The sequence below is a fragment of the Anaerococcus octavius genome, from assembly GCF_900445265.1.
Lineage (GTDB): Bacteria > Bacillota > Clostridia > Tissierellales > Peptoniphilaceae > Anaerococcus > Anaerococcus octavius.
The window spans coordinates 1,688,224-1,713,541 of record NZ_UFTA01000002.1 but is presented as its reverse complement, the minus strand read 5'-3'; the positions used below and the strand labels follow the sequence as shown (position 1 = coordinate 1,713,541).

Annotated in this window: 25 protein-coding genes, 1 riboswitch and 1 other annotated feature; of the genes, 8 read left to right on the top strand and 17 right to left on the bottom strand. The window is 32.4% G+C overall.

Annotated features, from left to right (window positions below; genetic code table 11):
* Positions 1 to 216 precede the first annotated feature (216 nt).
* Both DY249_RS08250 and DY249_RS08240 read right to left on the bottom strand, forming a co-directional pair.
* Entirely contained in the window at positions 217 to 930 is a 714-nt protein-coding gene (locus tag DY249_RS08250) for a glycerophosphodiester phosphodiesterase (RefSeq protein WP_115595837.1), read from the bottom strand.
* Between the two features lie 356 nt (positions 931 to 1,286).
* On the bottom strand, positions 1,287 to 1,577 hold the full coding sequence (locus tag DY249_RS08240; protein WP_218565049.1) for a hypothetical protein: 291 nt from the start codon (positions 1,575 to 1,577) through the stop codon (positions 1,287 to 1,289).
* 206 nt (positions 1,578 to 1,783) lie between these two features.
* On the opposite strand from DY249_RS08240, the gene DY249_RS08235 reads away from it, so the two are divergent.
* A complete protein-coding gene (locus DY249_RS08235) occupies positions 1,784 to 3,121 on the top strand; it encodes a sodium-dependent transporter (protein WP_218565065.1) in 1,338 nt (445 codons plus the stop codon).
* A 56-nt stretch (positions 3,122 to 3,177) separates the two neighbouring features.
* Here DY249_RS08235 and pepF read toward each other — a convergent pair whose 3' ends face one another.
* From pepF to DY249_RS08215, 4 genes are read right to left on the bottom strand one after another with little or no spacing between them, the layout of a single operon-like run.
* Complete coding sequence (gene pepF / locus DY249_RS08230) at positions 3,178 to 4,959, bottom strand: oligoendopeptidase F (RefSeq protein ID WP_115595835.1); 1,782 nt, start codon at positions 4,957 to 4,959, stop codon at positions 3,178 to 3,180.
* Between the two features lie 9 nt (positions 4,960 to 4,968).
* Positions 4,969 to 5,841, bottom strand: coding sequence for a hypothetical protein (locus DY249_RS08225; protein WP_115595834.1), 873 nt, complete (start codon positions 5,839 to 5,841; stop codon positions 4,969 to 4,971).
* Positions 5,842 to 5,844: 3 nt separating this feature from the next.
* Positions 5,845 to 6,519 (bottom strand): rhomboid family intramembrane serine protease, encoded by a 675-nt coding sequence (locus tag DY249_RS08220; RefSeq protein ID WP_101539795.1) that lies wholly within the window; start codon positions 6,517 to 6,519, stop codon positions 5,845 to 5,847.
* A gap of 27 nt (positions 6,520 to 6,546) precedes the next feature.
* Positions 6,547 to 7,638 carry a glycerate kinase gene (locus tag DY249_RS08215; RefSeq protein ID WP_115595833.1) on the bottom strand — a complete coding sequence of 364 codons (1,092 nt, stop codon included), beginning with the start codon at positions 7,636 to 7,638 and terminating at the stop codon, positions 6,547 to 6,549.
* Positions 7,639 to 7,872: 234 nt separating this feature from the next.
* Positions 7,873 to 7,962, top strand: a riboswitch (TPP riboswitch).
* Between the two features lie 23 nt (positions 7,963 to 7,985).
* On the opposite strand from DY249_RS08215, the gene thiW reads away from it, so the two are divergent.
* The 4 genes from thiW (at position 7,986) to DY249_RS09205 (ending at position 10,273) form a co-directional block, all read left to right on the top strand.
* Positions 7,986 to 8,492 (top strand): energy coupling factor transporter S component ThiW, encoded by a 507-nt coding sequence (thiW, locus tag DY249_RS08210; protein WP_115595832.1) that lies wholly within the window; start codon positions 7,986 to 7,988, stop codon positions 8,490 to 8,492.
* Entirely contained in the window at positions 8,485 to 9,276 is a 792-nt protein-coding gene (gene thiM, locus DY249_RS08205) for a hydroxyethylthiazole kinase (RefSeq protein WP_115595831.1), read from the top strand. The genes thiW and thiM overlap by 8 nt, the downstream gene beginning before the upstream one ends.
* The gene (thiE, locus tag DY249_RS08200) at positions 9,263 to 9,901 is read left to right on the top strand and encodes a thiamine phosphate synthase (RefSeq protein ID WP_115595830.1); all 639 of its coding nucleotides are present in this window, start codon (positions 9,263 to 9,265) and stop codon (positions 9,899 to 9,901) included. Before thiM ends, thiE begins: the two co-directional genes overlap by 14 nt.
* A gap of 198 nt (positions 9,902 to 10,099) precedes the next feature.
* Positions 10,100 to 10,273 carry a hypothetical protein gene (locus tag DY249_RS09205; protein WP_172540086.1) on the top strand — a complete coding sequence of 58 codons (174 nt, stop codon included), beginning with the start codon at positions 10,100 to 10,102 and terminating at the stop codon, positions 10,271 to 10,273.
* Positions 10,274 to 10,481: 208 nt separating this feature from the next.
* On the opposite strand, the gene DY249_RS08195 is transcribed toward DY249_RS09205, so the two are convergent.
* The 4 genes from DY249_RS08195 to DY249_RS08185 all read right to left on the bottom strand — a co-directional run bounded on the left by DY249_RS08195 (position 10,482) and on the right by DY249_RS08185 (position 15,586).
* Positions 10,482 to 12,059: a hypothetical protein gene (locus DY249_RS08195; protein WP_147291909.1), complete on the bottom strand. Its 1,578-nt coding sequence runs from the start codon at positions 12,057 to 12,059 to the stop codon at positions 10,482 to 10,484.
* Between the two features lie 379 nt (positions 12,060 to 12,438).
* Positions 12,439 to 12,600 (bottom strand): hypothetical protein, encoded by a 162-nt coding sequence (locus tag DY249_RS09200; RefSeq protein WP_172540085.1) that lies wholly within the window; start codon positions 12,598 to 12,600, stop codon positions 12,439 to 12,441.
* Between the two features lie 760 nt (positions 12,601 to 13,360).
* On the bottom strand, positions 13,361 to 15,043 hold the full coding sequence (locus DY249_RS08190; protein ID WP_115595828.1) for a hypothetical protein: 1,683 nt from the start codon (positions 15,041 to 15,043) through the stop codon (positions 13,361 to 13,363).
* Positions 15,044 to 15,052: 9 nt separating this feature from the next.
* On the bottom strand, positions 15,053 to 15,586 hold the full coding sequence (locus DY249_RS08185) for a hypothetical protein (RefSeq protein WP_101539788.1): 534 nt from the start codon (positions 15,584 to 15,586) through the stop codon (positions 15,053 to 15,055).
* Positions 15,587 to 15,949: 363 nt separating this feature from the next.
* On the opposite strand from DY249_RS08185, the gene ahpC reads away from it, so the two are divergent.
* A complete protein-coding gene (gene ahpC, locus DY249_RS08180) occupies positions 15,950 to 16,519 on the top strand; it encodes an alkyl hydroperoxide reductase subunit C (protein ID WP_101539787.1) in 570 nt (189 codons plus the stop codon).
* A gap of 22 nt (positions 16,520 to 16,541) precedes the next feature.
* Positions 16,542 to 18,089, top strand: a complete 1,548-nt coding sequence (gene ahpF / locus DY249_RS08175; RefSeq protein WP_115595827.1) for an alkyl hydroperoxide reductase subunit F — start codon at positions 16,542 to 16,544, stop codon at positions 18,087 to 18,089.
* A 39-nt stretch (positions 18,090 to 18,128) separates the two neighbouring features.
* Here the strand turns inward: ahpF and DY249_RS08170 are convergent, their stop codons facing one another.
* On the bottom strand, positions 18,129 to 18,509 hold the full coding sequence (locus DY249_RS08170; protein WP_115595826.1) for an SdpI family protein: 381 nt from the start codon (positions 18,507 to 18,509) through the stop codon (positions 18,129 to 18,131).
* A gap of 199 nt (positions 18,510 to 18,708) precedes the next feature.
* Positions 18,709 to 18,943, top strand: a binding site (T-box leader).
* A 71-nt stretch (positions 18,944 to 19,014) separates the two neighbouring features.
* Here DY249_RS08170 and DY249_RS08165 point away from each other — a divergent pair.
* On the top strand, positions 19,015 to 20,172 hold the full coding sequence (locus tag DY249_RS08165; RefSeq protein ID WP_115595825.1) for a cobalamin-independent methionine synthase II family protein: 1,158 nt from the start codon (positions 19,015 to 19,017) through the stop codon (positions 20,170 to 20,172).
* Positions 20,173 to 20,508: 336 nt separating this feature from the next.
* Here the strand turns inward: DY249_RS08165 and arsB are convergent, their stop codons facing one another.
* The 6 genes from arsB to DY249_RS08135 all read right to left on the bottom strand — a co-directional run bounded on the left by arsB (position 20,509) and on the right by DY249_RS08135 (position 25,291).
* Complete coding sequence (gene arsB, locus DY249_RS08160) at positions 20,509 to 21,549, bottom strand: ACR3 family arsenite efflux transporter (protein WP_115595824.1); 1,041 nt, start codon at positions 21,547 to 21,549, stop codon at positions 20,509 to 20,511.
* A complete protein-coding gene (locus tag DY249_RS08155; protein ID WP_115595823.1) occupies positions 21,546 to 21,962 on the bottom strand; it encodes an arsenate reductase ArsC in 417 nt (138 codons plus the stop codon). Before DY249_RS08155 ends, arsB begins: the two co-directional genes overlap by 4 nt.
* A gap of 6 nt (positions 21,963 to 21,968) precedes the next feature.
* On the bottom strand, positions 21,969 to 23,711 hold the full coding sequence (arsA, locus tag DY249_RS08150; protein ID WP_115595822.1) for an arsenical pump-driving ATPase: 1,743 nt from the start codon (positions 23,709 to 23,711) through the stop codon (positions 21,969 to 21,971).
* A gap of 30 nt (positions 23,712 to 23,741) precedes the next feature.
* Positions 23,742 to 24,110, bottom strand: coding sequence for an arsenite efflux transporter metallochaperone ArsD (gene arsD / locus DY249_RS08145; protein WP_115595821.1), 369 nt, complete (start codon positions 24,108 to 24,110; stop codon positions 23,742 to 23,744).
* Between the two features lie 100 nt (positions 24,111 to 24,210).
* Positions 24,211 to 24,513, bottom strand: coding sequence for an ArsR/SmtB family transcription factor (locus tag DY249_RS08140; RefSeq protein WP_115595820.1), 303 nt, complete (start codon positions 24,511 to 24,513; stop codon positions 24,211 to 24,213).
* 103 nt (positions 24,514 to 24,616) lie between these two features.
* A complete protein-coding gene (locus DY249_RS08135; protein WP_115595819.1) occupies positions 24,617 to 25,291 on the bottom strand; it encodes a DUF4357 domain-containing protein in 675 nt (224 codons plus the stop codon).
* Positions 25,292 to 25,318 lie beyond the last annotated feature (27 nt).

Sequence of the window (25,318 nt, the reverse complement as noted above, 5' to 3'; positions counted from 1 at the left end):
CTTCCTCCTAAAATCTAATGTAAGTATATTTTATGAAGAATATATAAAATAAATTTATAAAATTTGTAATACTTTGGTAAATTTCAGAAAATATTTTTTTTGGATTTTTTTACAAAGTATGCCAATTTTCTAAAACAAATCTATAATCAAGCTATTTTTAAAATTTATATAAATTTTACATATATTTAACAAATAAAAAATCATAGCTAATATGTGCTATTTTAAAATTCCACAGATTTTATCAGGATAATCAGTTATAAAGCCTGTTGGTTTTAAGGATAGATATTTACTATAATCATAATCTGCCTTACCAAACCATATGTTGAGTCCTATATTATTTTCTGCAAATTTTTCTGCTATTTCTTCATTCACTACAAAATTCATTGGATGAAAATATTCCATGCCTAATTTTTTTACATAATCCCATGGTTTATAAAGTCTAGATGATTCTAAAACACCACATTTGATTTTTGCATCAATATTTTTAAATCTTACTAAAGAGTTATGGTTAAAAGATGATATTACAATATTTTCTGCTAAATCATATTCCTTTATAAGTTCATAAACTTTTTGCTCTATACATGGATAGTCTATTATAGAAGTTTTTAATTCTATATTTGTAATAATCTCTTTATCCTTTGCAAAGTCAAAGTATTCTTTTAAAGTGGGTATTTTTTGAATATCACAGGCTGGATATAGTTTTGATGCATTTAGTTTTTTTAGTTCTTTTAAAGTTTTTTCACTAACTAAGCCTTCACCATCGCTTGTTCTATCTAAAAATTCATCGTGAATTATTACAAGTTCACCATCTTTTGATAAATGAACATCAAATTCTATACCATCAGCACCAGCTTCTATTGCCTTTTTAAAAGCTAACATAGTATTTTCTGGATATTTTCCTTTAAACCCTCTGTGGGCAAAATTTATCATATTTTCCTCCTATTGTTGTTTACAATACTAAATAAATGTTTCAATTATATTTTTATTTTGTAAATTTTCTATATATAATTTCTCAAATAAAAAAGGAGCTATCTGCATAGCTCCTTATTAATTCTTATTTCATTATGTTTAATATTTTTTTGTAGCTTATGTAGTCTATCACATAAAATAAAACGGCAATAATAAAAAAGTAGTTGCGGTCAAAATATGTTCTAACCGATAAACTACCAGATAATTTAAAATCTAACAGATATTTTGCTATTAAAAAAATTATCCCTATTATTAATATTTTTGGTGAATATAAGGTCTCTTGTTTCATAAGATCTCCTTATTTTCATAAAAGCTAATTAGAAACAGTGATCTGCAGCTCCTTTGCTTCCTCCACCGATTACTCCAATAGCTCCACCAATAGCTGAACCAATTCCAGGGTGTCCAGTTGCTGTGCCTATTTTAAAACCTGTATATGTACCAGCAAGTCCACCAGCTGCGCCTTCTCCTACAACACCTGCTACACATTCACCTGTACTATGACCTCCATCTGCATAAGACGAATGACTTGGAAGTACCATTCCTATTCCTAATGCTAAAGATGCTAAGGCTATGTTAGCTTTTCCGACAACTTTTTTAAAATTTTTCACAATGCTTCCTTTCCTTATTGTATCTTCATTATTAGTTTCATTGTTTGCCTTGGCTAGCCATTAGTTTTATTACCCGGTGATTTTCATTATAAACAAAAACAAGGCTTATATTAAGGAAATTTTACAAATCTAATTAAGCTTTTGCTTTTTATCTGATATAATACCATAAAAAGCATTAAGGAAGTGTTATGGACTCAAATAATAAAATTAATGAAAAAATCAATAAAAATGACGGTTTTACCAGTAAATTAGGATTTACTTTAGCCTCCATTGGCTCAGCAGTAGGTATGGGCAATATATGGCGTTTTCCAGTTATGGTATCTCTTTTTGGAGGAATGAGTTTTTTATTGCCTTATTTTCTATTTGTAATTTTAATTGCTTCTACAGGAGTAATAGAAGAATTTTCCCTAGGCAGGCTAACTGGTTCTGGGCCAGTCCATGCTTTTGGCTTTGCTACTGCTAGAAAAGGAAATGAAAATATAGGAAAAAAACTGGGATTGATTCCTGTTTTAGGTTCGCTTGCCCTAGCTATAGGCTACACAGTAGTTATGGGTTGGATTTTTAGGTACAATTTCCTTGCCATAAATGGTACATTGACAGATCTTGCCGATGACTTTTATCTAATAGGTGCTACTTTTAACCAAACTGCCGGTAAATTTGCTAATAACTTTTGGATTATAGTTGCTGGACTTTGCTCTATGGTAATTATGTCTTTTGGCATTGCAAAAGGAATAGAAAGAGCAAATAAAATCCTCATGCCAATTTTATTTATTTTGCTACTAGGTCTTGCCATATACATAGCTATGGATCCAAAAGCATATTCTGGCTACAAATATATTTTTAGCCTAGATTCTTCATATTTATCTGATATAAAATTATGGATTTTCGCTTTTGGTCAAGCATTCTTTTCCCTATCTATAGCAGGCAATGGTTCTGTAATATATGGTTCATACTTGCCAAAAAATGAAGATATCCCATCTTCAGCAAAAAATATAGCTTTTTTTGATACCTTATCTGCTCTTTTAGCAAGTTTTGTAATAATTCCTGCTATGGCTATTGGCAATGCAGATCTTACAGAGGGTGGACCTGGACTGATGTTTATGTATCTAGTAAATGTTTTTAACCAGATAAAATCTGGACAAATACTAATGATATTCTTTTATATTGCAGTTCTTTTTGCTGGCTTTTCATCAATAATAAATTTATATGAAGCTCCAGTTGCTTATGTCAAAGAAAAATTTAATATTAGCCGTAAATTCTCAGCTTTTATTATAAATGGTATTGGCATTATAGTTGCTATTTTTATCCAAGCCATAGTTGGTCCATGGATGGATATTGTTTCTATAGTTATAGCTCCATTAGGTGCATTCTTAGCTGGTATTATGTTCTTTTGGGTTCTAGATAAAAATTTGGCTATTAACGAAGTAAATAAGGGGCGCAAAAAAGCTTTAGGATCCTGGTTTTACCCTATTGGAAAATATATTTATTGTTCCCTAAGCTTACTTGCTCTAATACTTGGCATAGTTTATGGTGGCATTGGTTAAAAAAATAAATTTCAAATAAAAAAAGAGTAGAAATTAATCTACTCTTTTTTATTTTGCTACATTATAGTTTTTCTTAAATCCTCTAGAGCTTCGCGTGCTACATCCATTGCCTTTTGCATAGCATCTTTATTTGTCATATCAACACCAGCTTTTTTAAGAACATCGATTGGATATTCACTTTCTCCTGCTTTTAGATAATTTATATAAGCTTTTCTATCTTCATCACTACCATTTAAGATTTTTTGGCTAAGTGCTACAGCTGACATAAATCCTGTTGCATATTGGAATACATAGTAGAACATATAAAAGTGTGGGATCCTTGACCATTCTACAGAAATATATTCGTCAACTTCTATATCCTCTCCAAAGTAATCACGGTTTAAATCTCCATAAATTTGATCAAGCCTAGCTGCAGGGATAGGCTCTCCTTCTGCAACTAATTTATTTACTTCGTGTTCAAATTCTGCAAACATTGTTTGTCTAAATACAGTTGATTTAAATTGATTTACAAAATAGTTTAATAAATATGCAGTTTCTGCATCACTCTCACTATTTTTTAGCATGTAATCTAAAAGTAGTAGCTCATTGGTTGTTGATGCAATTTCTGCAAGGAATATTGAATATGCACCGTAAATAAATGGTTGAGTTTTTCTTGTATAGTAGGAATGCATAGAGTGACCAAGCTCATGGGCGATTGTAAATACATCATCAATATTATTTGTGTGATTTAATAAAATATATGGTTGAGTATCATATGATCCTGATGAATAAGCACCTGATCTCTTACCTTCATTTGGCATTACATCAAACCATCTTTGCTCAAATCCTTTACGAGCTACCTCTACATATTCTTCACCAAGAGGCTTAATTGCTTCTAAAACTATATCACGAGCTTCTTCAAATCCGATTTTTCTTTCATAATCTTTTACAAGTGGAACATAAATATCATGGAAACCTAGATCATCTACACCTAAAAATTCTTTTCTAAGGGTGGTGTAATCCCTGTGTATATCCATATTATCATGGACTACTTCTAGGAGATTGTCATATATTTCTTCATCTAAATTATTGGAAGCAAGGCTCATTTGCCTAGCTGAGTCATATTTTCTAAGTTTCGCTTCTATATTATGGCTGGTGAATTCTCCATCAAGCAAAGATGCCGCTGTATTTTCAAATTGTTTATAAATTCCATAATAAGTTTCATAAACTCTTTTTCTAAAATCACGGTCTTTATCTTCTTCTAGACTTGTAAAATTAGCATCTGTGAGTTCTACTTCTTTGCCATCTTTTTCTACAGAGGGGAAATTAATATCAGCATTTGAGAAAATCATATAAGTAGAAACTGAATTTTGTGCTAATTTTGAATAACTTGCTAATATTTTTTCTTGATCTTCACTTAAAACATGGGTCTTGCTTCTAAATAGATCCTCAAAATAATGCTCATAAATCTTTAATTCTTCTTTTTCAGCTAGCATTTTTTTGATATCCTCATAGTCAGCAGATAATATTTCTGGTGTAATGAAAGATAATTTTTCAGAAACTTCTGCTCCAGCTATGGTTGAGGTTTGATTCATTTGTTGGTAGGTGCTATCAGATGTATCTTCATCTGATTTTAAGTGTCCATATACTGCAGCCTTAGAAAATTTTCTCATAAGTTTTTCATAATCTTTTAGGAAATTTAAAAGATTATCAGTATTTTCTGTTATTTTGCCCTTATATTTTGTAAGATCGTCAGCAAGTTTTTTTATTTCTTCTATTTCTTTATAGTACTCATCATCTTCTTTATATATTAAAGAGGTATCCCACTTTAAGTTTTCATCTATTTCACTTCTTTTCATTATTGCTCCTTACTTTTCCATATCTATATTCATGCCCATATTATCAGTGCTAGTTGTGGTTTTAGTTAGCAATATCCTATCTTTACCTGTTATATCTGGCAAATAGCCTATATCCATTTCTTTATTTTCATAAAGACTTTTTACCGATTTATAATTTATGCCATATACATCTAGTAAAGATGGTAGGTATCTATCCTCAGCTTCCATTCTATTTTTGATAGCTTTATTTAGATCACCTGGTATAGCTTGGTCAGTATATTCTACAATATCATCAAGTCTTTCTACAGTTGGTGTTGTGTCATTTGTAGATGTTCTAAATACCAGATAATCCATAAGGCTCATAAATTTATTAAAAATATAATAAGCACTATAAGTTTCTCCGTTATTTATTGTAACTTGGCTAACCAAAAGCATAGGACCAGAATCAGAACTGACTTTATCAAAAGTCACTACAGTATTTAAGCCATTTATACCTGCAATCGGTCCAAATTCCCTTTCTGTTAGTTCATTATTTCTTTTATATGACAAAATTGTAGAATATGCACCAGCTACTTGACTAGATGGGCGGAGTGAGATACCTATTTGGCTTTCACCAATACTTGTATCAATTATATTTCCTACGGCATCAGCTGGATTTAAATTTGTTCCAGCTTTACCAGATCCATACAAATTAGTTAAATCTAATTTTTCATCTGTTTTATTATCATTATTTGTGCTTGACTCTTCTCCTGCTTTTTCGTAGCTTATATCTGGCATTTTGAAGTCTTTATCAACTTTTTTTTCATCTGCTGCTAATTGCTTTTCAAATTCATCCCTAGCTTGAAAATCACAGGATGTTAATAACAGACCCAAACTTAGTATTAAAAAAAACTTTTTTTTCATAAGCTATACCACAGTTTTTAAGCCTATTCTTACAAAAAGAATAGCTAATATAATGTAGGCTGAAGCGCTTATTACTTGAGTACTAGTAGGCAGGCTACGATTTATTACTGGGAAAATACCAGCTAAGATCACTCCAGCTAGCAAACCTCCCAAGTGGCCAAGCAAACCAATACTTGGGTTAATCAATGAATATACAATGTTTATTGCAATCACAGATAAAAAGCTTGCACCAAAACTTGAGAGCATACTATCTCCCTTATAATTCAGCATTATGCCAATGGCCAAGCCAAAAAGTCCATAAAGGGAAGTAGAAGCTCCTGCACTAACTGTAGATGGACTACCAAAAGCAAAAGTAAGCAGATTTCCCATTATTCCTGCTAAAAGATATATAATTAGGAAATTGCGACTGCCATATAGCTTTTCAAAAACAGGCCCTATTTGATATAAAAAGTACATATTAAGTAAAATATGCATAAATCCTATATGGATAAAGCTAGCAGTAAAAAGTCTCCACCATTCTCCATATGCAATACGATCCTTAACCACAGCTCCAAATCTAACAAGATTTGAAATATTTTGGCTGCCTCCAGCCAAGGTCATAATTGCAAAAACTAAGATGTTTACAACAAGTAAGATACTTGTTACTCTGCTTGATCCTAAATTTCTTAAATTATTCATAAGCTTATTATACTTTCTTTTACATTTTTATCTGCTGAAGTAGTTTTGACCAATATCTTTAGCTAGAGCTCTTATAGCATCTTTCATCTGGTCACGGTCAAAATCATCTGATATATGGTAGCTATAAATCTTATCAAAACATTCTCTTTGTCCTATTTTTTTACCATCTCTATCTTCCAAAAAAATTATATTGAGATTTTCATTATAAGACTTAGCTACATTTGCTACATTTATAGAACTCATAGCATCAAATTGATCTACATTTTCTCCTAGGATAAGAACATCATAATTTTTTATCATCTGATCAAAGTTAAATTTTTCTAAAACCAAGTCCATTGATTTGGTAATTTTTGTTTTAAAGAAAGTATATAAGGCCCATGCAACACCTCCACCAGATCCTAAAGATGGCAAATCAACTGGATCTATGCCGAGAGTTTGTTCTATTTTTGCCTTGAAATTTTTAGAACCCTTATACAAAAAGGCAATATCTTCATCAGAAGCTCCTTTTCTATAAATCCTGCTTTCCAAGAAGGAATTATCCCCAAAAAGCGTTGTATCAGAGCTGGTTGCAATTACTATGTACTTTTTTAAAATCCTATGGTCTAGATTTGAAATATCAATATCTTCTACCTCTGCCATATTTTTGGCAACTGGGTTTAGTTCATTGCCATCTTTATCAAAAAACCTTACACCTAGAGCATAAAGCATGCCCATACCTAGGTCGTTTGTGGCAGTATCTCCAATGCCTATAAAAAATGAATTTGCTCCAGCATCCAGTCCATTTACTAGCATTTCTCCAAAGCCAAGTGATGATGAATTCATCACATCAAGGTCATCTCGGTATAATAAGCGAAGTCCTGATGATTGTGCCATTTCCATTACAGCATATTTTTCTTTTATAATATATCTTGCTGTAATCACCTCATTTTTTGGATTGTGGACATTTACATAATGATACTCTCCATCTAAAAGTCCTTGCATGGCCTCAACTGTACCTTCTCCCCCATCTAAAAATGGAATAATATCTGCATTTTTCCCCAACTCTTCTTTAAATATATTTCCAATTTCTATTGAATTCTCATAATTTTTTATTGAGTCTATTGCTACTAATATTTTCATCTTATTCCTTCTTTTTTTATTTCTCCTTATAAAATATTACCCGAAAATCGTTTAAAATAGCAGAAATTAAAGCTTTACAAAAGCTTAGCATATGTTATAATAAGTTAGAAAGTTTATACTTTCGCTGTTTAACTCATGGAATCTTAAAGGATTTCACCCATCAAAGACCATCACTAAGTTGTGGTGGTTTTTTATTTACTATTTTTTTGCTAATGTGTTATAGTATATTTAATAATATCGTTACTGGGGTGCTAAATTAGCTGAGATCATACCCACAAACCTGATCTGGATAATGCTAGCGTAGGGATTTTTTCTCACTTTTTAGCTTCGTTTTAAAGGAGTTTCTAATGCAAAATTCAAAAAAATTACGTAAATTTGTCTTACTTGCTATGCTTGTGGCAATCGGTGTAGTTATTTCCCCGATACTTAGGGTTCATGGTTTTGCTCCTATGCAGCATTTTATAAATGTAGTTTGCTCAGTTTTATTAGGTCCATATTATTCGCTCGCCTGTGCAACTATGATTGGTTTGATTCGTATGAGTCTAATGGGTATTTCTCCACTTGCCCTAACTGGAGCTGTTTTTGGTGCATTTTTATCTGGTATTTTATACAAAAAATACAATACTTTTATTGCGGCTTGTCTAGGTGAAGTTATAGGCACAGGGATAATTGGTTCTATGATTTCCTTTCCAGTTATGAAGTTTGTAGCAGGAGATAGCAAAGTTGCCTTATTTACATTTACACCAAGCTTTGTTATAGCAACAATAATTGGTTCATCTATTGCTTACATTTTATTAAAAGCTTTAGAAAAAAATGGAAGCCTCGCTAAAATGAAGGAGTCATTAAATGATTAACCTTGATTATATTTTTGATCAAATGAAAGAAAATACTCATACCATCCATGCCATTGTAAGTCCTTTAGCTTCAAATGATATGGCAAATGTGCTTTTAAGCCTTAATCAAGCTCCCTTTTTAGCAGAATATTACAAAGAAGTTTATGAAATAACAAAAAACTCCCACACCCTTTTAGTAAATCTTGGAACTATAAACGAAAATAAATTAATAAGTATAAGGGAAGCTTTAAAATCTGCGAAAGAGAATAATGTACCTATTATTCTAGATCCAGTAGGGGCATCTGCGAGTAAAGTTAGACTAGAAACTGTAAATTATTACCTGAAAAACTATCCTATCAGTGTTTTAAAAGGTAATTATAGTGAAATATATTCTATCTATCACAATAATTTATCCACTACTGGAGTCGATTCTAAAAATATAAATAAAGAAGAAATTATAAAAGTTTGTCAAAAACTTTCTACAATGTATAACATAATAGTTGTGGCTACTGGCAAAGAAGATATAATTTGCGATGAAAAAGAAACTTTACTTTTAAAAAATGGCAGCCCACTTTTACCAAAAGTCACTGGAACAGGGTGTATCCTAGGTGGCATCATAGCAGCAAGCTATTCTTTTGAAGAGAATTTAAGTGCCATAGTCCTTGCCATAAGTATATTAAATATAGCAGCAGAACTTGCCATAAAAGATAAGGGAATGGCTTCTTTTAAACTATCACTATTAGATCAAATTTCCCTTATAGATAGCAAAACAATTGAGGAGAGAATCATATATGAAAAACTTTGACCTAAGCTTATACCTAGTTACAAATAGAGATAAATTAACCGATGAAGAATTTTTTAAGACAGTAGAAGAGTCCTTAAATGGTGGAGTAAGCCTAGTCCAACTTAGAGAAAAAACCGCCCCAGCCCGTGAAGTCATAGAAATAGCAAAAAAACTAAAAGAACTATGCCACTCTTATAATGTGCCTCTTTTAGTAGATGATAGGGTAGACATAGCCCTTGCAGCTGACCTAGATGGCGTTCATCTGGGTAATGAGGATATGGATGTAGCCGATGCAAGAAGGATATTAGGAACTGATAAAATAGTAGGATCAACTGCCAAAAATCTAGACTGGGCAATCGCTGAAGAAAAAAAAGGAGCTGATTATCTAGGAGTAGGAGCTATCTTTGAAACCAAAACCCATGTCAAGACAACTAGGACAAGTGTAGAAACCCTAAAAGAAATAAATGACAATATAAAAATCCCAACAGTAGCTATAGGTGGCCTTAATTATGATAATATAGATATCCTAAAAAATTCCGGCGCATCTGGTGTATCAGTGGTAAGAGCTATTATGGATAGTGAAAATCCTTTTGAAGATAGTAAGAAATTAAAAGAAAAAATTGTAGATGTATTAGATTTACAATAAACATTATCTTTGTATATTAAAATTTAATTCATTAATGCAGAGGCTAAGCTAAGTCCTCTGCTTTTTTATACTCCTTTGAAAACCTAAATAACCTATTTTATCTTTTTTATATTACATATAATCAATATATATCCACAAAAATGCGGGTTTTAACCATCCATAAATTTTAATATAATTAAATTAAATAAAGGAGATAGTATGGATAAAGTAAAAAAGTTTTTTTTAGCTTATATAATAGTAACTTTATTAATTCTAATTTATTTCTTTATTAGAGATAAGCAAATAAATTATGATTATCTAAAATCAGTGCTTGTACAACTGATTGTTATGGTTATTGTTTTTTATTTTTCTAAAAAAAACTTAGATAAGTAAAAGTATAGAATAAAGGTTGCTTTGTATAATTATTATACTAACTAACTAGCTTTTACTTATATAAATCAGCTATCTTATACTTTTTAATAATGAGTTTATTTAGATATATTAATCTATTTTCTGGATTTTAAGCAAACAAAAAGCCCCAAGATGGGGCAAACAAAAACATATATTCAATATTAAAGGGGTTTGATTTATTTATTAATTATTATCTTATTGACATGTAGTTGATTGTGTATTCTACTGGATAATCTTGTCCGTTTTTTGTAACGCCTGTTACTTTTACTTGTAATTTTGTACCAGCTTGGTAGTTCATGCCATATCCAAATGTAATTGCTTTAACATTTCCTTTAAAGCTTTCATCTACGTGTGATTCTTTATTTACTTCTCCTGTCTCAAGATCTTTTACTTCAACTTGAGCGTTTGTTAGGTCAAAGTTTTCACCAAACATTAGTGATAAGCTTGATCCTTCTGAGTAAAATTCGCTGATTGCTGTTTCGCCTGGATAAGCGTAAACTGTATTTGCGTTTTCTCCAGCGTAGTTGTCATTGTTTACAAACATTGCATTAAATTCATCTGCTTGACCTAATCCAACTTGGCTTACTTGTGGATTTAGTACCCATCTTCTGTGTCCAACTTCTGCTTGATTTTCATCTCCTAGATCATCTTTTAAGTATTCTAATACTGAATCAAGTAGGTTAAAACCTGATGATAAGTTTGAATTAGCTGCTCCAATTGTAGCATTATCATATTTTACTAGGTCAGAATTAGCTCCTGCTGGTAGTCCTGGGAAGTGGTCAACTTGTAGATTTAATCTGTTTACCATTGAGGCTGCTTGAGCAAATTGTGCTTGTTTTTTGCCTACTGTTAGTTCGTTTTTGATGCCTGATGCAAATCTTGCTGTATTTACAATATGAAGAGCATCTTCTTGAGCTGTATTTGAAACTGCTCCAAGATTAAATTTGTTTAAGTCAGCATTTGGCATGCTTGCAAAAGCTTCTTTACTTTCTGGATTGATAAGATTAAGTCCGTAGTAATCTATAGTGTCTGTTGCTTTTGATTCATAGTTTGACCAGTAAGCTTTTACTTCTTCTGCTGATGGACTAGTAATTGTTAGTCCGTTTGATACATTGTCAGCTTCTACTATATTTTCTTCTACATCTTCTTCTTTTGGAGAAGCTACTGCCACTTCTTTTTTTGCTGCAGGAGCTGATACTACAGCATTTTCATAAGTTGCTGCTTCTGCTAGTTCAATTTGTTCTTCAACTTCTTCTATCGGTTGTTCTATCTCTTCTTGAACTTCTTGTTCAATTGTTTGCTCTATTTCTTCTTGTGGGGCTTGTTGGACTTCTTGTTCAATTGCTTGTTCTATTTCTTCTTGTGGAGCTTGTTGAACTTCTTGTTCGATTGCCTGTTCAACTTCTTCTTGTGGAACTTGTTGAATAGCTGTTTCTTTTGCTAGTACAACTTCTTTATTTGCTTCATCTTCTATTTCTTCAGCCACTTCTTCTTTTTTGTTATCTTCTTTTTTATCTTGTTCTTTTAGTTCAAGTGTTTGTGGTATAAGGTAATTTCTATTATCTTTTTCTTCAACTTTTATTGCACCTGATTTTGGTGTAGATACATTTGCTACTTTTGTTTCTTTTGTTTCTTTTGTTTCTTTTGTTTGAACAACTTCAGCTTGTCCAGCTTTTGTTTCTTTTGATACTTTTGCTTGGTCTGATCCGCATCCTGTTGTTGCTAATATTGCTAGTACTAATGCTAAGGCTTTAAATTGTTTTTTCATCGTAATCCCCTTTCAATAAAATTTTTGTTTATGTTTTTGTTTTGTTTTTTTGTTCTTTATTATGTCTATATTATAGGTGGCAATTTGTAGCTCAATTTTTTTTGAAATTCACTTTTTTATTTCTTAGCTTATGCTATAATTCCTATCACCTTTATCTTAATTACATTATAAAAGGGGACTAAGAGCTTAGTTTTTTTTGAAATTCACTTATTATTTTTTACTAATAAATACCTTAAATACTTTGTTTTAGACAAAAAAACACCAGACTAAGAAGTAAGATTTTTCTTAATCTGGTTAAATTATTTTGTTAAGTTTTATTGACTTAGGATAGGTTATCATTTATTGCAAAAAATGCTAGAAAAATCTATCTGACATTGTTTTAGAAATTTTCATGCTTATATATGAATTTATTAATATTTTCTTTGTTGTTTTTATAATCTATGGCTTGAGCTGTTTTTACAGTTAGGTATAGGTACTCTTTTGCTTTTTCTTCCTTACCCCATAACCTATAGAGCTCTGCTAGATTATTGTATGTTATCATAAGTCTTTCTTTATTTTATACTGAATTGTGGTAATTTATAACCCATCTAGTTAGATCTATAGATTTTAAATATCAATCTTCGCATAAGGCATAATTTTTATTTTTAATCAAATATAGATTGGCTAAATTATTGTAGATTATAGCAGTTTTCTTGTGCTTTTTATAAGGATCTTTTAAAATTTTGATTAATTCTATAACTTCCAAATATAAGTCTTCTGTTTTTCTAAGCTATAGTTTAAGTCTACTTGCTGGCAGGCTAAGTTATTAAAAATAATTAATAATTTCTCAATATTATCATCATCGTTATATTTTTTTATCAATTCCTTATGCATATTTATAGCATAAAATAGAGATTAGCTAAATTTGTATAACAAGTAGCTAAGTTTTCACCATAGCTTTATTATAAAATTCATAGACCTGGTCTATTTTCCAATCTGCATATAAATTGCCTATATTATCAAATGTAAGTTTATAGGATTATTATTGTCTCTTGTTCCTGTTATTTCCTCTTGTTTATAATTTGGGAAAAATTCTTTTAAAATCATATTTTTCTTTGGAGGATAAAAGTCATCTACTATAACTTCATAGGCTAAGCAGGATGCACCAGCCCCAACAAGTTTTCCAACTTCTATCTGGTATTTTAGCTCTCCTCTATCATTTTTTATTTGTATTTTTCTTCTGATAGGGAGGATCTTTTGTGATCATTTTCTTTTATATAACTGATATATTCTTCTTGAGTCTTGAAATTTTTCATTTCTTTTTAATCTCCTATATTTAGTAGATACTTGGCCCACAGGTCACGAAAAGCATCTATTGGTTCATCGTAAACTACTAGTTTTAATAAGGTTTCTTCATAAGGATTTGAAATGTTGTATTCATAGAGCCTAGAATTTCTCAATTTATAGTCCATAAAAATCAAATAATTTCTCTTTCTTTTGACTGGAGTAGACAATTTATCAAACCATATGTCCTCATTTTCTAAAACGAAGTCTAAAAAATATAAGGTAATTAATCTAGATCTAGTAATTTGTGATATTTTATTCTTTTCTATAATAGCATTTAAATTTTCATGCTTAATTTTTGTTTCTTTTAATAAGTCGTCCAAGGCCTTAATTTGTTCTTCTGGCAAGGTCACATCTTCGTTTGAAATTATAGCATCTTCATTGTAAAGATATGATAATACTGAAGATATTTTCTTTTCTGAAATATAAATAGAATCTTGCTCTATTTTTTCAATGCCAGCTATATCATTTTGGTAGACAAAGTCACTATATTCTTCTCCAGATCCTAGGATTGGCACTTCATCTTTGTAGGTGTAATCATCACTTCTTAGGACAATTTCTTTTTGGTCACCTTGAGGATTTTTTTCTAATGTATAGGTTTTTTCTGGATAATAGATTTTACTTTCTCCCGATTTTTCGGACTTAAATACAAAAGCCTTGTCTCTGTCTATAACTATATCCTCATCAGACTTATAAAATATTTTTACCGGTCCCCTAGAAAAATAATCTGCATTTTGTGTCATATCATCAGTATTGCCATATTTTACATTAGAAAATCCAGCTATCTCATAGTCTAGCTTTTCTTCTACATCATAAAAAGTAGAAATAAACTCGCTTTTTATAGTTCTATTGGTATTTTCGCTAACCAAGTCCTTGTGGTAGGAAATTATATTCTGAATAACTTCATCATCTACTTCTTGCATATTGCGATATTCATTTAGATAGTCATCCAAAGAATTCTGCAAGATAGTTGTATTTAGATTTGTATCTTTTTTTTCTATTTTTGCTAAAGGTATCTCACCTGTTTGGTAAATATGATGAGCTTTTATAAAAAAATTGATAGGATTATCTGGAAAGTGTTTTAAGGCAATATAAATTAAGGCTTCTTTTTTATCCCAAATATTAAGCCCTGTTTCTTCTAAAGCCTTCATCAGAAAAACCTCTAGCTCTGATAAATTCATACCTAGACCAAAACCATATATAAACATCTTATCTCTACTAATTATAGATGCTTTGAGATCTTTTCTAATTTGAGTTTTTTTCCAAATTTTCCTATCATCTTTATCATATTCTAAAGAACCATATACCTCACTTTTACTTCCATGAGGATATAAATTTTTCTGCCTAAAAAGTTCTACTACAAGATCTACTATTTTTTCAAAATCTTGATTTTTGTCTTCATTTTCTATAGCTGTAAATATTTCTGCTGCCTTATCACCTATTTTATCTTGGCTAAAGTCAAGTTCTTTGTAGTAGCTAATGAGCAAATAGTTTAATATATACTTATAAAAAGGAATTTTTTTTCTTAGAGCAATAGTGTTATTTACACCAATTTCTATAGATTCAATATCAAGATATTCACCTGAACTGATATTTTTTTGCCATTCAAACTCATTAGTTTCAATAATGATGGTTTCTCCAGAAACTATTGTATTTTCCATATATGCCCCTTAATTAATGTATTCGTAAGTTTGGTCAAACTCGATTTTATCGATAAAGTTAAAATCGACATCTATAATTTCTTTTCCTGCTCTTTTGACATTATATATTAGTATAATGTCATTTTTCTTGGCCCTCAGGGTTGTTTCCCATAATTCTGCCTTATAAAAGGCAACATCAGAATCTGGATTTATTGTAAGCTTGCCATTATCTAGCAAATATTTTATAACATCATCCTCATCATCTCCATACTGCCAGCTCCATAAAATAAGTGGAAACTGCTCATAATTATAACCATCCCGGTGCCTGTGATAGTTTAAAAATCTTTGACGAGAGTTTGGATAAGGATTATTTGCCTTATCAATTTTTACAAAATCTCCATCCTTTGCGATCTCTCCAAAAGTCGACGTTTCTGCCGAGTAGACTTCATAATAGCCATCGTGCTTTACAATTAATCCTATTTTAATAAGATCTTTTTCAAGATCACTGCATTTTCCTAGCTCAATGGCTTTTACACATACATTGGTCTTTTTAACTTTTTTCATAATTCCTCATTTGTTTAATCAATGTTTTTTAATCAATTTAGCAATTTATCAAAATAAACTATAGGCTTTTACTAGGTAATATTTTATCATAATTATTCGAAATATTTAATACTCTTATTCAACTATAATTAAGATATATACTTATATTAAGTATATATTTTTTAAAATCTTTTGTACAGATCTTTCGCTAAAAACAAGGATTTATATTTATCAATAGTTTTCTAGTATTTGGGTAATATATCTACTGAAAGCAAATTACAATTACCAATAAATTTATGTTGACTTTTATATTAGAATGATTATAATATTCATATAAAGGTTAGTAACTTTATAGTAAATAGCATTTAAAAAGGAGAATCATTTATGGCATTTATAGGTAAAACACTACCAGAATTTGAACTTGAAGCATACAACCCAGCAAAAGACGAATTTACAACAGTTTCTAGCGAAAATCTAAAAGGAAACTGGAAAGTACTTATCTTCTACCCAGCAGACTTTACCTTTGTTTGCCCAACAGAACTAGAAGATATGCAAGATAACTACGAAGCTTTAAAAGACCTAGGTGCAGAAGTTTACTCAGTATCAGTTGATACACACTTTGTCCACAAAGCTTGGCATGATAATTCAGAAAGAATTAGCAAATTACAATACACAATGATTTCTGACTCAAATAAAGAATTGGCAAGAGAATTAGATATCCTTGATGATTCAGGAAAAGCATTAAGAGCAACATTTGTGGTAGATCCAGATAATATTATCCAAACAGTAGAAATCAACGCTGATGGTATAGGTCGTAAAGCAGCTGTAAATATTGATAAAATCAAAGCTGCTAAATATGTTGCAGAACACCCAGGTGAAGCTTGTCCTGCAAAATGGCAAGAAGAAGGCGATGAAGTACTAACTCCAGGTCTTGACCTTGTAGGTAAACTATAAGATAAAAAGGAAAACTAAATAGATGCTAGAAAATAATTTAAAGCAACAGTTAGCCCAATATCTTGACATGTTAAAAACAGAAGTCACTATTGGGCTTTCTGTTAGCCAAGATGAAAATTCTAATAAAGTAAGAGAATTTGTAGAAGAAGTAGCAGAATTATCAGATAAGATAAAAGTAGAAGAAAAAGAATTGACCTACACACCTTCATTTGAAATAAAAGGTGACTTTGACCACGGTAGGATTGTCTTTGCAGGAGTGCCACTAGGCCACGAATTTGCATCATTTGCCCTAGCTATGCTTCAAGCAGGTGGTATAGAACCAAAGGTAGATGAGGCTACTAAAAAAAGAATAGAGTCAATCGATGGCGGAGATTTTGAAACAATCGTTTCACTTTCTTGCCACAACTGCCCAGAAGTAGTTCAATCATTCAACATTATGGCAGTATTAAATCCAAATATCAACCACACTATGATAGAAGGATCTATGTTCCAAGATGTAGCTGAAAGCCGTGATGTACTAGCAGTTCCAGCTATCTTTAAGGAAGGAGAATTCCTTGAAGGTGGCAAACAAACTATGGATTCCCTTCTTGAACTAATAGGATCAAAGAAAACATCTGATGACTTTTCTGATAAGGCAGCTTACGATGTCCTAATCATAGGTGGTGGTCCAGCAGCAGCTACAGCATCTATCTATGCAGCTCGTAAGGGTATAAGCACAGGACTTGTTGCAAGCGAATTTGGTGGACAAGTAGTAGAAACTCTTGGTATAGAAAATATCCCAGGATTCAAATACACAGAAGGTCCAGACTTCATGGCAAACATGAATGAACAAGTTACAGCACTTGGAGTAGATGTGATGACAGGAGCACTAGCAAGTGATGTTCGTGAAGCAGAAAACTCTTCAAATGACCTAAGACTAGTAGAAGTAGAACTTGACAATGGTGCAGTTCTTAAAGCTCGTACAGTTGTAATAGCAACAGGTGCTAGATGGAGACTAATTGGTATCCCTGGTGAGACAGAATTTAGAAACAAGGGTGTAGCATACTGTACCCACTGTGATGGACCATTATTTAAGGGCAAACCAGTAGCAGTAATCGGTGGAGGAAACTCAGGAATCGAAGCTGCAATTGACCTTGCTGGAATGGTAGACCATGTTACAGTTCTAGAATTCTTACCAGAACTTAAGGCAGACCAAGTCCTTCAAGATAAGCTAAACAGCTTAGATAATGTAACAGTTATCAAAAACGCACAAACAACAGGACTCTATGGAGATAGTAAACTAGAAAGACTAGAATACACAGATAGAGAAACAAACGAAGAACACAGCATAGATGTTGCTGGTTGCTTCATCCAAGTAGGTCTAGTGCCAAATACAGAATGGCTAGAAGAAAGTGATGTAGAACTAACAGATAGGGGAGAAATAAAAGTAAACCCAGACGGATCTACAAGTCTAGAAGGTGTATATGCTGCAGGAGATGCAACAACAAGCCTCTTTAAACAAATAGTAATAGCAGCAGGAAGCGGTGCAACAGCAGCCCTTGGTGCCTTTAACTATCTAATGAGAAACTAAAAATACCCTCACAAAAACCGGAAGCAAGATTTCCGGTTTTTATTTGTAATTATTTTTAATAAATTTATCCCTGTGAGCATTTTCCGCTACAAACTTTTGTAGCTTACGATTAGTAAGGAAAGTCACCAAGGCAAGAGCCATCAGTTCAATGAGGACAACCAATAGCACAGTAGCATCACTCAAAGCCTCAAAATCAAGTTTTAAGTCAGCAATGATAGTAATAAGCAAAAGGATAGCCCCAAATATAATAGAAAGCTTGCCAGAATAAGAATTGGCAAACTCCCAATTTTCAGGACTTGCCATAGACAAATCAGTCCTAAAACCCATAAATCTAATAGACTTCTTAGCCAGCACAAGCTCCATCAAGCCAATGAACAACATAGTCACAGGCAATATATACATCAAAATAGTAAAAAACACAAAAACCCCCTGATAATCTGATTGATTAGATTATATCATAAAAAATCAACTATTGACCCCAATACCCATAACTATTCTAGCTTAGGAAATTGGCTTTTGCTTTGCTAGAGCATGTTGTAAAATTCTTTTCCAAAGCTAAAGAAGAACAAAAAATTATATTTGACAAATCCAAAACTACCCCCTATAATGAAAATAAGAAATAAAAATGTTGATGAGAAAAGTAAGTTTTTTGGAGCAGCCCAGAGAGACTATGGTTGGTGAGAATAGTCGTGTAAAGAAAAACTGAAAATGGCCTCTAAGTTGGTTGTCCGAATATTTAAGACAATCCGTGTGCGCACGTTACAGCGATAGGGTATAAATTTGTACCTGATGAGTTATTAATTGTGAGATTGATATAAAATTAAGGTGGTAACACGAGAGACCTCGTCCTTTATAAGGACGGGGTCTTTTTTAATTTTGCCATAGGCGTTTTATTTCTAAAAATACAAAAATAAAGGAGCAAACCATGAGCAAAAGATTTTTAACAGTAGGATCGTTACTAAGACCAAAGGAACTATTAGAATTTAAAGACGAAATAAGAAAAAGAGAAGACATCACCTATCCATTTTATGAAGATCTCGATGGATACAAAGAAACAGAAGATGAAGCAGTAAAAGAAGTAGTAGAAGCACAAAAAGACCATGATCTTGTAGAAATCACTGATGGAGAATTTTCAAAATCCCTATGGCACCTAGACTTTGTGTGGGGACTAAATGGTGCAGAAAGATATATTGCAGATAATGGATATTTCTTTAGAGATAAGGATGGCAAAGAAGAAAAATACGAAACTAGAAAAGATATCGGTATCAAAATAGTAGATAAGCTAAACGGTAAAAACCACCCATTCATAGACCACTTCAAAAGACTAAAAGAACTTGCAGGGGATACACAAACTAAGCTAACTATCCCATCTCCATCCCATATCTATGGAGAGCTAACACTGTTTATAGGCATAGATGATGGATATTATACTGGTAAAGAAGAAGAATTTGCCAAAGACCTAGTAGCTTCATACAAGGACTTTATCAAAGAATACAAGGAAGCAGGCGGAGAAATCATTCAACTTGATGACTGCCTATGGGAGCTATTCTCTGATGATAACAACGACTTCTCATTTACTTCAGACAAACAAAAGCAAGAACACCACGAAGAACTAGCCCACAAATTCATAGACTTAAACAACGAAGTTATAGACTACGGCCACGATCTGGGACTAAAAGTTTACGCCCACAACTGCCGTGGTAACTACGAATCAAGGTCAATGAGTGATGGAAGCTACGAATCCATAGCCCACCTATTCCTAGATAAGCAACATTACGACAGGTTCTACCTAGAATGGGATGACGAAAGAGCAGGATCTATCGAGGCTTTAGAAGTATTCAAAGACAAAGACAACGAAATAGTCCTAGGACTTTTATCAAGTAAGACAAACACCCTAGATGATGAAAAAAGAGTCCTAGATCTCCTAGAAAAAGCAAGCGAGGTAATAGACAAAGATAGACTCTACTTATCCCACCAATGCGGCTTTGCATCATGTGATGAAGGAAATGAACTTACAGTAGATGAGCAATGGGCAAAAATTGACCAAGGCCAAGAAATAGCTAAAGAATTTTGGGGAGAATAAGATAGTAGAATCTGGCAAGTATTTATAAAACAATCATGTACTTTAAGAAAAACTTCAATCAACTAATAATTACTCTTAGCATTTGCTTGCTATTATATATAAAAAATTGCTAGTACATATGCCACATAAATTATAAAAAACCTTTCTACTATATGCTAATAAGTCAAAGATAAAGCAGGATTACTTCTTAAAAAATCCCAGCCCTAGGGGTGGAAAAGAACAAAAAAATAGCAGAGTAAGCTTTAACACTAACTCTGCTATTAGATTAAACTTTATGGGGTCATCTTAATATATAGGCTGATTTTTTATTATAATTTTTAAAAAATACTTATACAATTATCTGTTAAACTTATATTCCATTGAGTTTGCAATTCTTACTAAGAGTAGCATGACTGGTACCTCTACCAAAACTCCTACCACTGTTGCAAGTGTTGCACCAGATGATAGTCCAAATAGTGAGATAGCAACAGCTACAGCTAATTCAAAGAAGTTAGATGCTCCTATCATGCCGCATGGAGCAGCTATAGAATAAGGTAGCTTTGCAAGATATGCCATGCCAAAGGTTATAGCAAATATAAGAAAGGTTTGAAGTATAAGTGGTACTGCTATAAGAGCAATATCTAGAGGTTGGTCGATAATTTTCATCCCTTGGAATGAAAATATAATTATTAAAGTTAGTAATAATCCAACCATAGTATACTTATCAAATGATGGGATAAATACATTATTTAAGTAATCTTCACCCTTATTTTTTATCACATACCTTCTAGTAATGATACTTAGGATAAGAGGAACTACTATAAACAATAGTATGGATAAAAGTAGGGTTCCCCAAGGTATATTGATATTGCCCCTCTTTAATAAAAAGCTTACTATTGGTATATAGGCCAATAGCAAGATCAAATCATTACTAGCCACTTGAACTAGGGTATAGGCACTATCCCCTCTTGTTAGCTTACTCCAAACAAAAACCATGGCTGTACATGGGGCAGCACCTAATAATACTGCACCTGCTAGATATTCTGATGCTAGATTTTCGTTAATAATATTTTTATAAATTCCAAAGAAAAATAGCTTAGCTATAAGGTACATAGTAAAGGGTTTGATAATCCAGTTGGCAATCCATGTTATAAATAAACCCTTAGGATTATTCTTAATATTTTTTATACTGTTAAAGTCAATCTTTAGCATCATTGGATAAATCATAATCCAAAGAAGTATGGTTGTTGGGATAGATACATTGTAAAACTCAAACTCTCCCAAAGCCTCTGGAATAGCAGGTATGAAGCGTCCGATTAAAACACCTATAGCCATGCATATCAAGACCCAGAACGTAAGGTTTCGCTCAAAAAAGCTTATATCTTGTTGTTTTTTCATCTAGCAAACTCCTCATCTATTTCACTGATTAAGTCCTTTAATTTTCCTTCGATTTCATCTATTACTTTGATAAACTCTTCATCAGACTTACCAGTAGGGTCTTCTATCCCCCAGTCATACTTTTTGTGCTTGAAAGGAAGTATTGGGCATACCACATTGCAACCCATAGAGATGACATAGTCTACCTCTGGCAGGTCATCTATAAGTTTGGAATACTGGCTTTCTTCCATATCAATCCCGTGCATTTCTTTCATAAGTCTTACTGCATCTTGGTTTATCTGATCTACAAGCTCAGTTCCTGCAGAGTAAAAATCTATTTTTTCTCCTGCAAACTTCTTGCCAAGGGCCTCAGCTATCTGAGACCTGCAAGAATTGTGTACGCATATAAATGCAACTTTTGTTTTTTCTGTCATATATACCTACTTAATTAATTTATCTAAATTAGATCCTTTGATTTGGTCACTAGACCATGGGATTATTGTGAAGTTACCATCTGTGCGCTCGTCAACCTTATTTATCCATTCTAGCTCACTATTAGCCTTAGCTTCTAGGGTCTTGTTAGTAGAACCAGTTTTGTATATGGATGAGTTTATAATCCACCACTTACTATAAATTCCCGCTCTTTTTAGGTCTTCTTCAAGTCTTACAGACTCATAGAAAGGAGTAGGCTCTGCAAGTGTTACAATTAGCACTTCTGTTTCATCACTATTTTTTAATCTAGGTAGAAGTTTCTTTGCTGATTCTGGAACATTACCTTGGTTTTTTTCTATCTCTTGGTTGTAGCTTTCTGTAGAGTCTAGGAGCAGAAGTGTGTGGCCTGTTGGGGCTGTATCTATAACAACAACTTCACTATCAGCCTTATCCACCACATCTGCAAAGGCTCTAAATACAGCAATCTCTTGAGTACATGGTGATCTTAAATCTTCTTTTACATATTCCAAGTCATCATCAGACATAGTTTTTTTAGCATTTTCTAAAACTTCTTCTTGGTATTTTTTAAGCTCTTCTTCTTCATCTATATGGCTTATAGTTAATAAGTCATCTTCTTCAATCATACCAGTCAAATGGTTGGCAGGATCGGTTGTAGTTAGATGGACCTTCTCTCCCTTATCTCGAAGTCCCTTAGCAATAGCAGATGCTAATGTGGTCTTACCTACACCACCTTTTCCCATGGTAAAGATAACTTTTTTCTCATTCTTATATAAGTCATCTACTACATCTTTTAGGCTTGTGCTTTCATTTATATTAATATCCACATCACTAGTATATTCCTTATCTTCAATCAGAAGTGATCTTAGATTTTCGATACTATTTAAGTTGTATCCCCTAAGTGGGATAAAGTATGTTTCAAGATCCTTAATACCTTCTGGCATCTTGTCTAGGGACTCTTCTTGTTTTTTATAGAAAGCTTCAGAAACTTCATCATCATGGCCACTTAAAAGACCGTTTATGATAAGAATTTGATTGTTAATACCTAGTTCTGATAGTTCAGCAGAGGCTCTATTTGCTTCAAGAAGAGGAGTTTCCTCAGGTCTTGCAACTAATATTAAGCTTGTAAGCTTACCATCAGCTAAGGTATCTACAGCAAACTTGTATGTTTCTTTCTCATCTTCTAGACCTGATAATTGACCTAGGCATGAAGCTCCGTGAGTACTTTCGCTGATAAAGCTCGTCCAAGCAGAAGGAAGTTGGAGCATCCTTAAGGTATGGCCAGTTGGCGCAGTATCAAATATTATATAATCATATTTATCTTTAAGGTCTGAAGCAGTTATAAACTTAGAAAATTCATTAAAGGCAGCTATCTCAACAGTACAAGATCCGGATAATTGCTCCTCCATATTTTCTATTACACTATCAGGTAGCTGTCCTCTGTAAGGACCAACTACACTTTCCTTGTACTCATTAGCAGCTTCTATAGGGTCTAGGTTTACAACAGTAAGCCCATCCACACCTTCTATCCTTACACCCTTATTATCAAGCTCAGTCTCAAAGACATCTTGAAGGTTTGAGGCAGGGTCAGTACTGATTAATAGAACTTCATTGCCCTCATCAGCTAGGCTAATTGCACTAGCACAGGCAGTAGAAGTCTTACCAACTCCTCCCTTTCCTGTGAAAAATAAGTATTTGGTTAAGTCAATTTCCTTAATATCAAATTGTTTCATTTAGAATCACTCCCTTTTCTTTTATTGCTATTAGCAGCATCCACCGCGAGAACAGCAAGATCCACCATCACTATTTGTTTCTTCCTTGGCTTCATCAGCTATAAATAACATTTCATAAAATTCTTCATTGCTAGGATACTTACCTGTCATAACAATTTCATCATCAATCATTACAACTGGTAGGATATCTCTACCTTTTTCCCCTAAAAGATTGTTAATAGTTTTGTTTTCTACAAAATTTTTAGTATTGTTAGTTAGATTATATCTATCAATGCTAGCTCCACTTTTTGTAAGCTTATCTATCAAAGTAGATACTCTCATCAACTCTTCATCTGGACTTGGTCCACATACACCTGTTGAGCAGCACATAGCATCTTCATATATATACATCTTTTTCATAAAATCCTCCTTAATTTAAAATTATAATCTATGTAACAAAATACATATAGACACATTCAAATATTTCTATATGTTTTAGAAAAAATATTTGCCTAGGATTTTACACCTTGCAAATACAGTCATCTTGGATATGAAATATGAGCTTTAAACCATCCTCAATCTCATCTAAACGATCCTTATTTAAAGAGTAGTAAGTATTCTTACCCTCTCTTCTGCTAGAAACAAGTCCAACCTCTTCTAGCTTTCTCATATCATGAGATAATGTAGGTTGGCTTATATCAAATTTTTCAAGTATCTCACAAGCACAAAGCTCATCACAAGATAACATATCTATAATCTTAAGCCTCTTAGGATCAGATATTACCTTAAGCTTCTTAGCTATATTTTCATAATCAACACTCATAATCCACCTCATATAGAAATATTTCTATATGTTATGATACCGGTGGATTTGGTGGTGTCAAATGAAGTGAGTAATAAATAGAAAAAAGTGAGAAACTTAATTCTCACCTTTTATTTCTATAAATATCTATAACTTCTCCAGTTTTATTCTTCCAATCAGTCCATCCGTTAGTATTCTTTCCCACAACTAGGTATGCTGCTGTAGATGGAGATGTAAATACATAGTCTTCTTGTAAAACATTATTAATAACATTGGCCCTTAGTACATCTTTAGGAGGATTTTCTCTTACTAAAGGTGCACATTTCGCACCTGACTTTAAAGTAAGAATCCCATTCTCAACTACCATTTCAGCATATACTTTACCATAACCCCTAATACTTCTATTAAGAGTATAAGTACCATCAGGTATTAGATTTACATCTTGCTTTGATTTAAATTCGTTTTTAGATTTATTGTATACTTCTTCCTTTGTCTCTAGCTCAGGATAAACTTGTCTACCTTCAAAGGATGATAATAAATGAGTTACTAAATCTACATCCAAAGCAAAGAGCTCAGTATTTGGAACACGACTCTTATAAAATATCTCATGCAAGAGCTTCTCTTTTTCATCATAATCATCAAGCTCAATAGCAAACTCACGACTAAGACCTGTTACATTAGCATAACCATGGCGTTCTAGTCCATACATTCTATTGTTAAAGTTATTAACATCAGTCTTACCAATCTTTATTAGACCTGGAACTACTGTTGTCATTACATAAATTATTCCTCTTGCCAAAGAAAATCCTTTCTTTAAAGTATATTA

Bases quoted from the DNA above. Each gene is read 5' to 3' on its own strand.
- DY249_RS08250 (WP_115595837.1), bottom strand. From the start codon at position 930: ATGATAAATTTTGCCCACAGAGGGTTTAAAGGAAAATATCCAGAAAAT.
- DY249_RS08165 (WP_115595825.1), top strand. From the start codon at position 19,015: ATGAGCAAAAGATTTTTAACAGTAGGATCGTTACTAAGACCAAAGGAA.
- thiM (WP_115595831.1), top strand. From the start codon at position 8,485: ATGATTAACCTTGATTATATTTTTGATCAAATGAAAGAAAATACTCAT.
- arsB (WP_115595824.1), bottom strand. From the start codon at position 21,549: ATGAAAAAACAACAAGATATAAGCTTTTTTGAGCGAAACCTTACGTTC.
- ahpC (WP_101539787.1), top strand. From the start codon at position 15,950: ATGGCATTTATAGGTAAAACACTACCAGAATTTGAACTTGAAGCATAC.
- DY249_RS08215 (WP_115595833.1), bottom strand. From the start codon at position 7,638: ATGAAAATATTAGTAGCAATAGACTCAATAAAAAATTATGAGAATTCA.
- arsA (WP_115595822.1), bottom strand. From the start codon at position 23,711: ATGAAACAATTTGATATTAAGGAAATTGACTTAACCAAATACTTATTT.
- pepF (WP_115595835.1), bottom strand. From the start codon at position 4,959: ATGAAAAGAAGTGAAATAGATGAAAACTTAAAGTGGGATACCTCTTTA.
- thiW (WP_115595832.1), top strand. From the start codon at position 7,986: ATGCAAAATTCAAAAAAATTACGTAAATTTGTCTTACTTGCTATGCTT.
- arsD (WP_115595821.1), bottom strand. From the start codon at position 24,110: ATGAAAAAGATGTATATATATGAAGATGCTATGTGCTGCTCAACAGGT.
- DY249_RS09200 (WP_172540085.1), bottom strand. From the start codon at position 12,600: ATGATAACATACAATAATCTAGCAGAGCTCTATAGGTTATGGGGTAAG.
- ahpF (WP_115595827.1), top strand. From the start codon at position 16,542: ATGCTAGAAAATAATTTAAAGCAACAGTTAGCCCAATATCTTGACATG.
- DY249_RS08220 (WP_101539795.1), bottom strand. From the start codon at position 6,519: ATGAATAATTTAAGAAATTTAGGATCAAGCAGAGTAACAAGTATCTTA.
- thiE (WP_115595830.1), top strand. From the start codon at position 9,263: ATGAAAAACTTTGACCTAAGCTTATACCTAGTTACAAATAGAGATAAA.
- DY249_RS08155 (WP_115595823.1), bottom strand. From the start codon at position 21,962: ATGACAGAAAAAACAAAAGTTGCATTTATATGCGTACACAATTCTTGC.
- DY249_RS08195 (WP_147291909.1), bottom strand. From the start codon at position 12,059: ATGAAAAAACAATTTAAAGCCTTAGCATTAGTACTAGCAATATTAGCA.
- DY249_RS08140 (WP_115595820.1), bottom strand. From the start codon at position 24,513: ATGAGTGTTGATTATGAAAATATAGCTAAGAAGCTTAAGGTAATATCT.
- DY249_RS09205 (WP_172540086.1), top strand. From the start codon at position 10,100: ATGGATAAAGTAAAAAAGTTTTTTTTAGCTTATATAATAGTAACTTTA.
- DY249_RS08225 (WP_115595834.1), bottom strand. From the start codon at position 5,841: ATGAAAAAAAAGTTTTTTTTAATACTAAGTTTGGGTCTGTTATTAACA.
- DY249_RS08190 (WP_115595828.1), bottom strand. From the start codon at position 15,043: ATGGAAAATACAATAGTTTCTGGAGAAACCATCATTATTGAAACTAAT.
- DY249_RS08185 (WP_101539788.1), bottom strand. From the start codon at position 15,586: ATGAAAAAAGTTAAAAAGACCAATGTATGTGTAAAAGCCATTGAGCTA.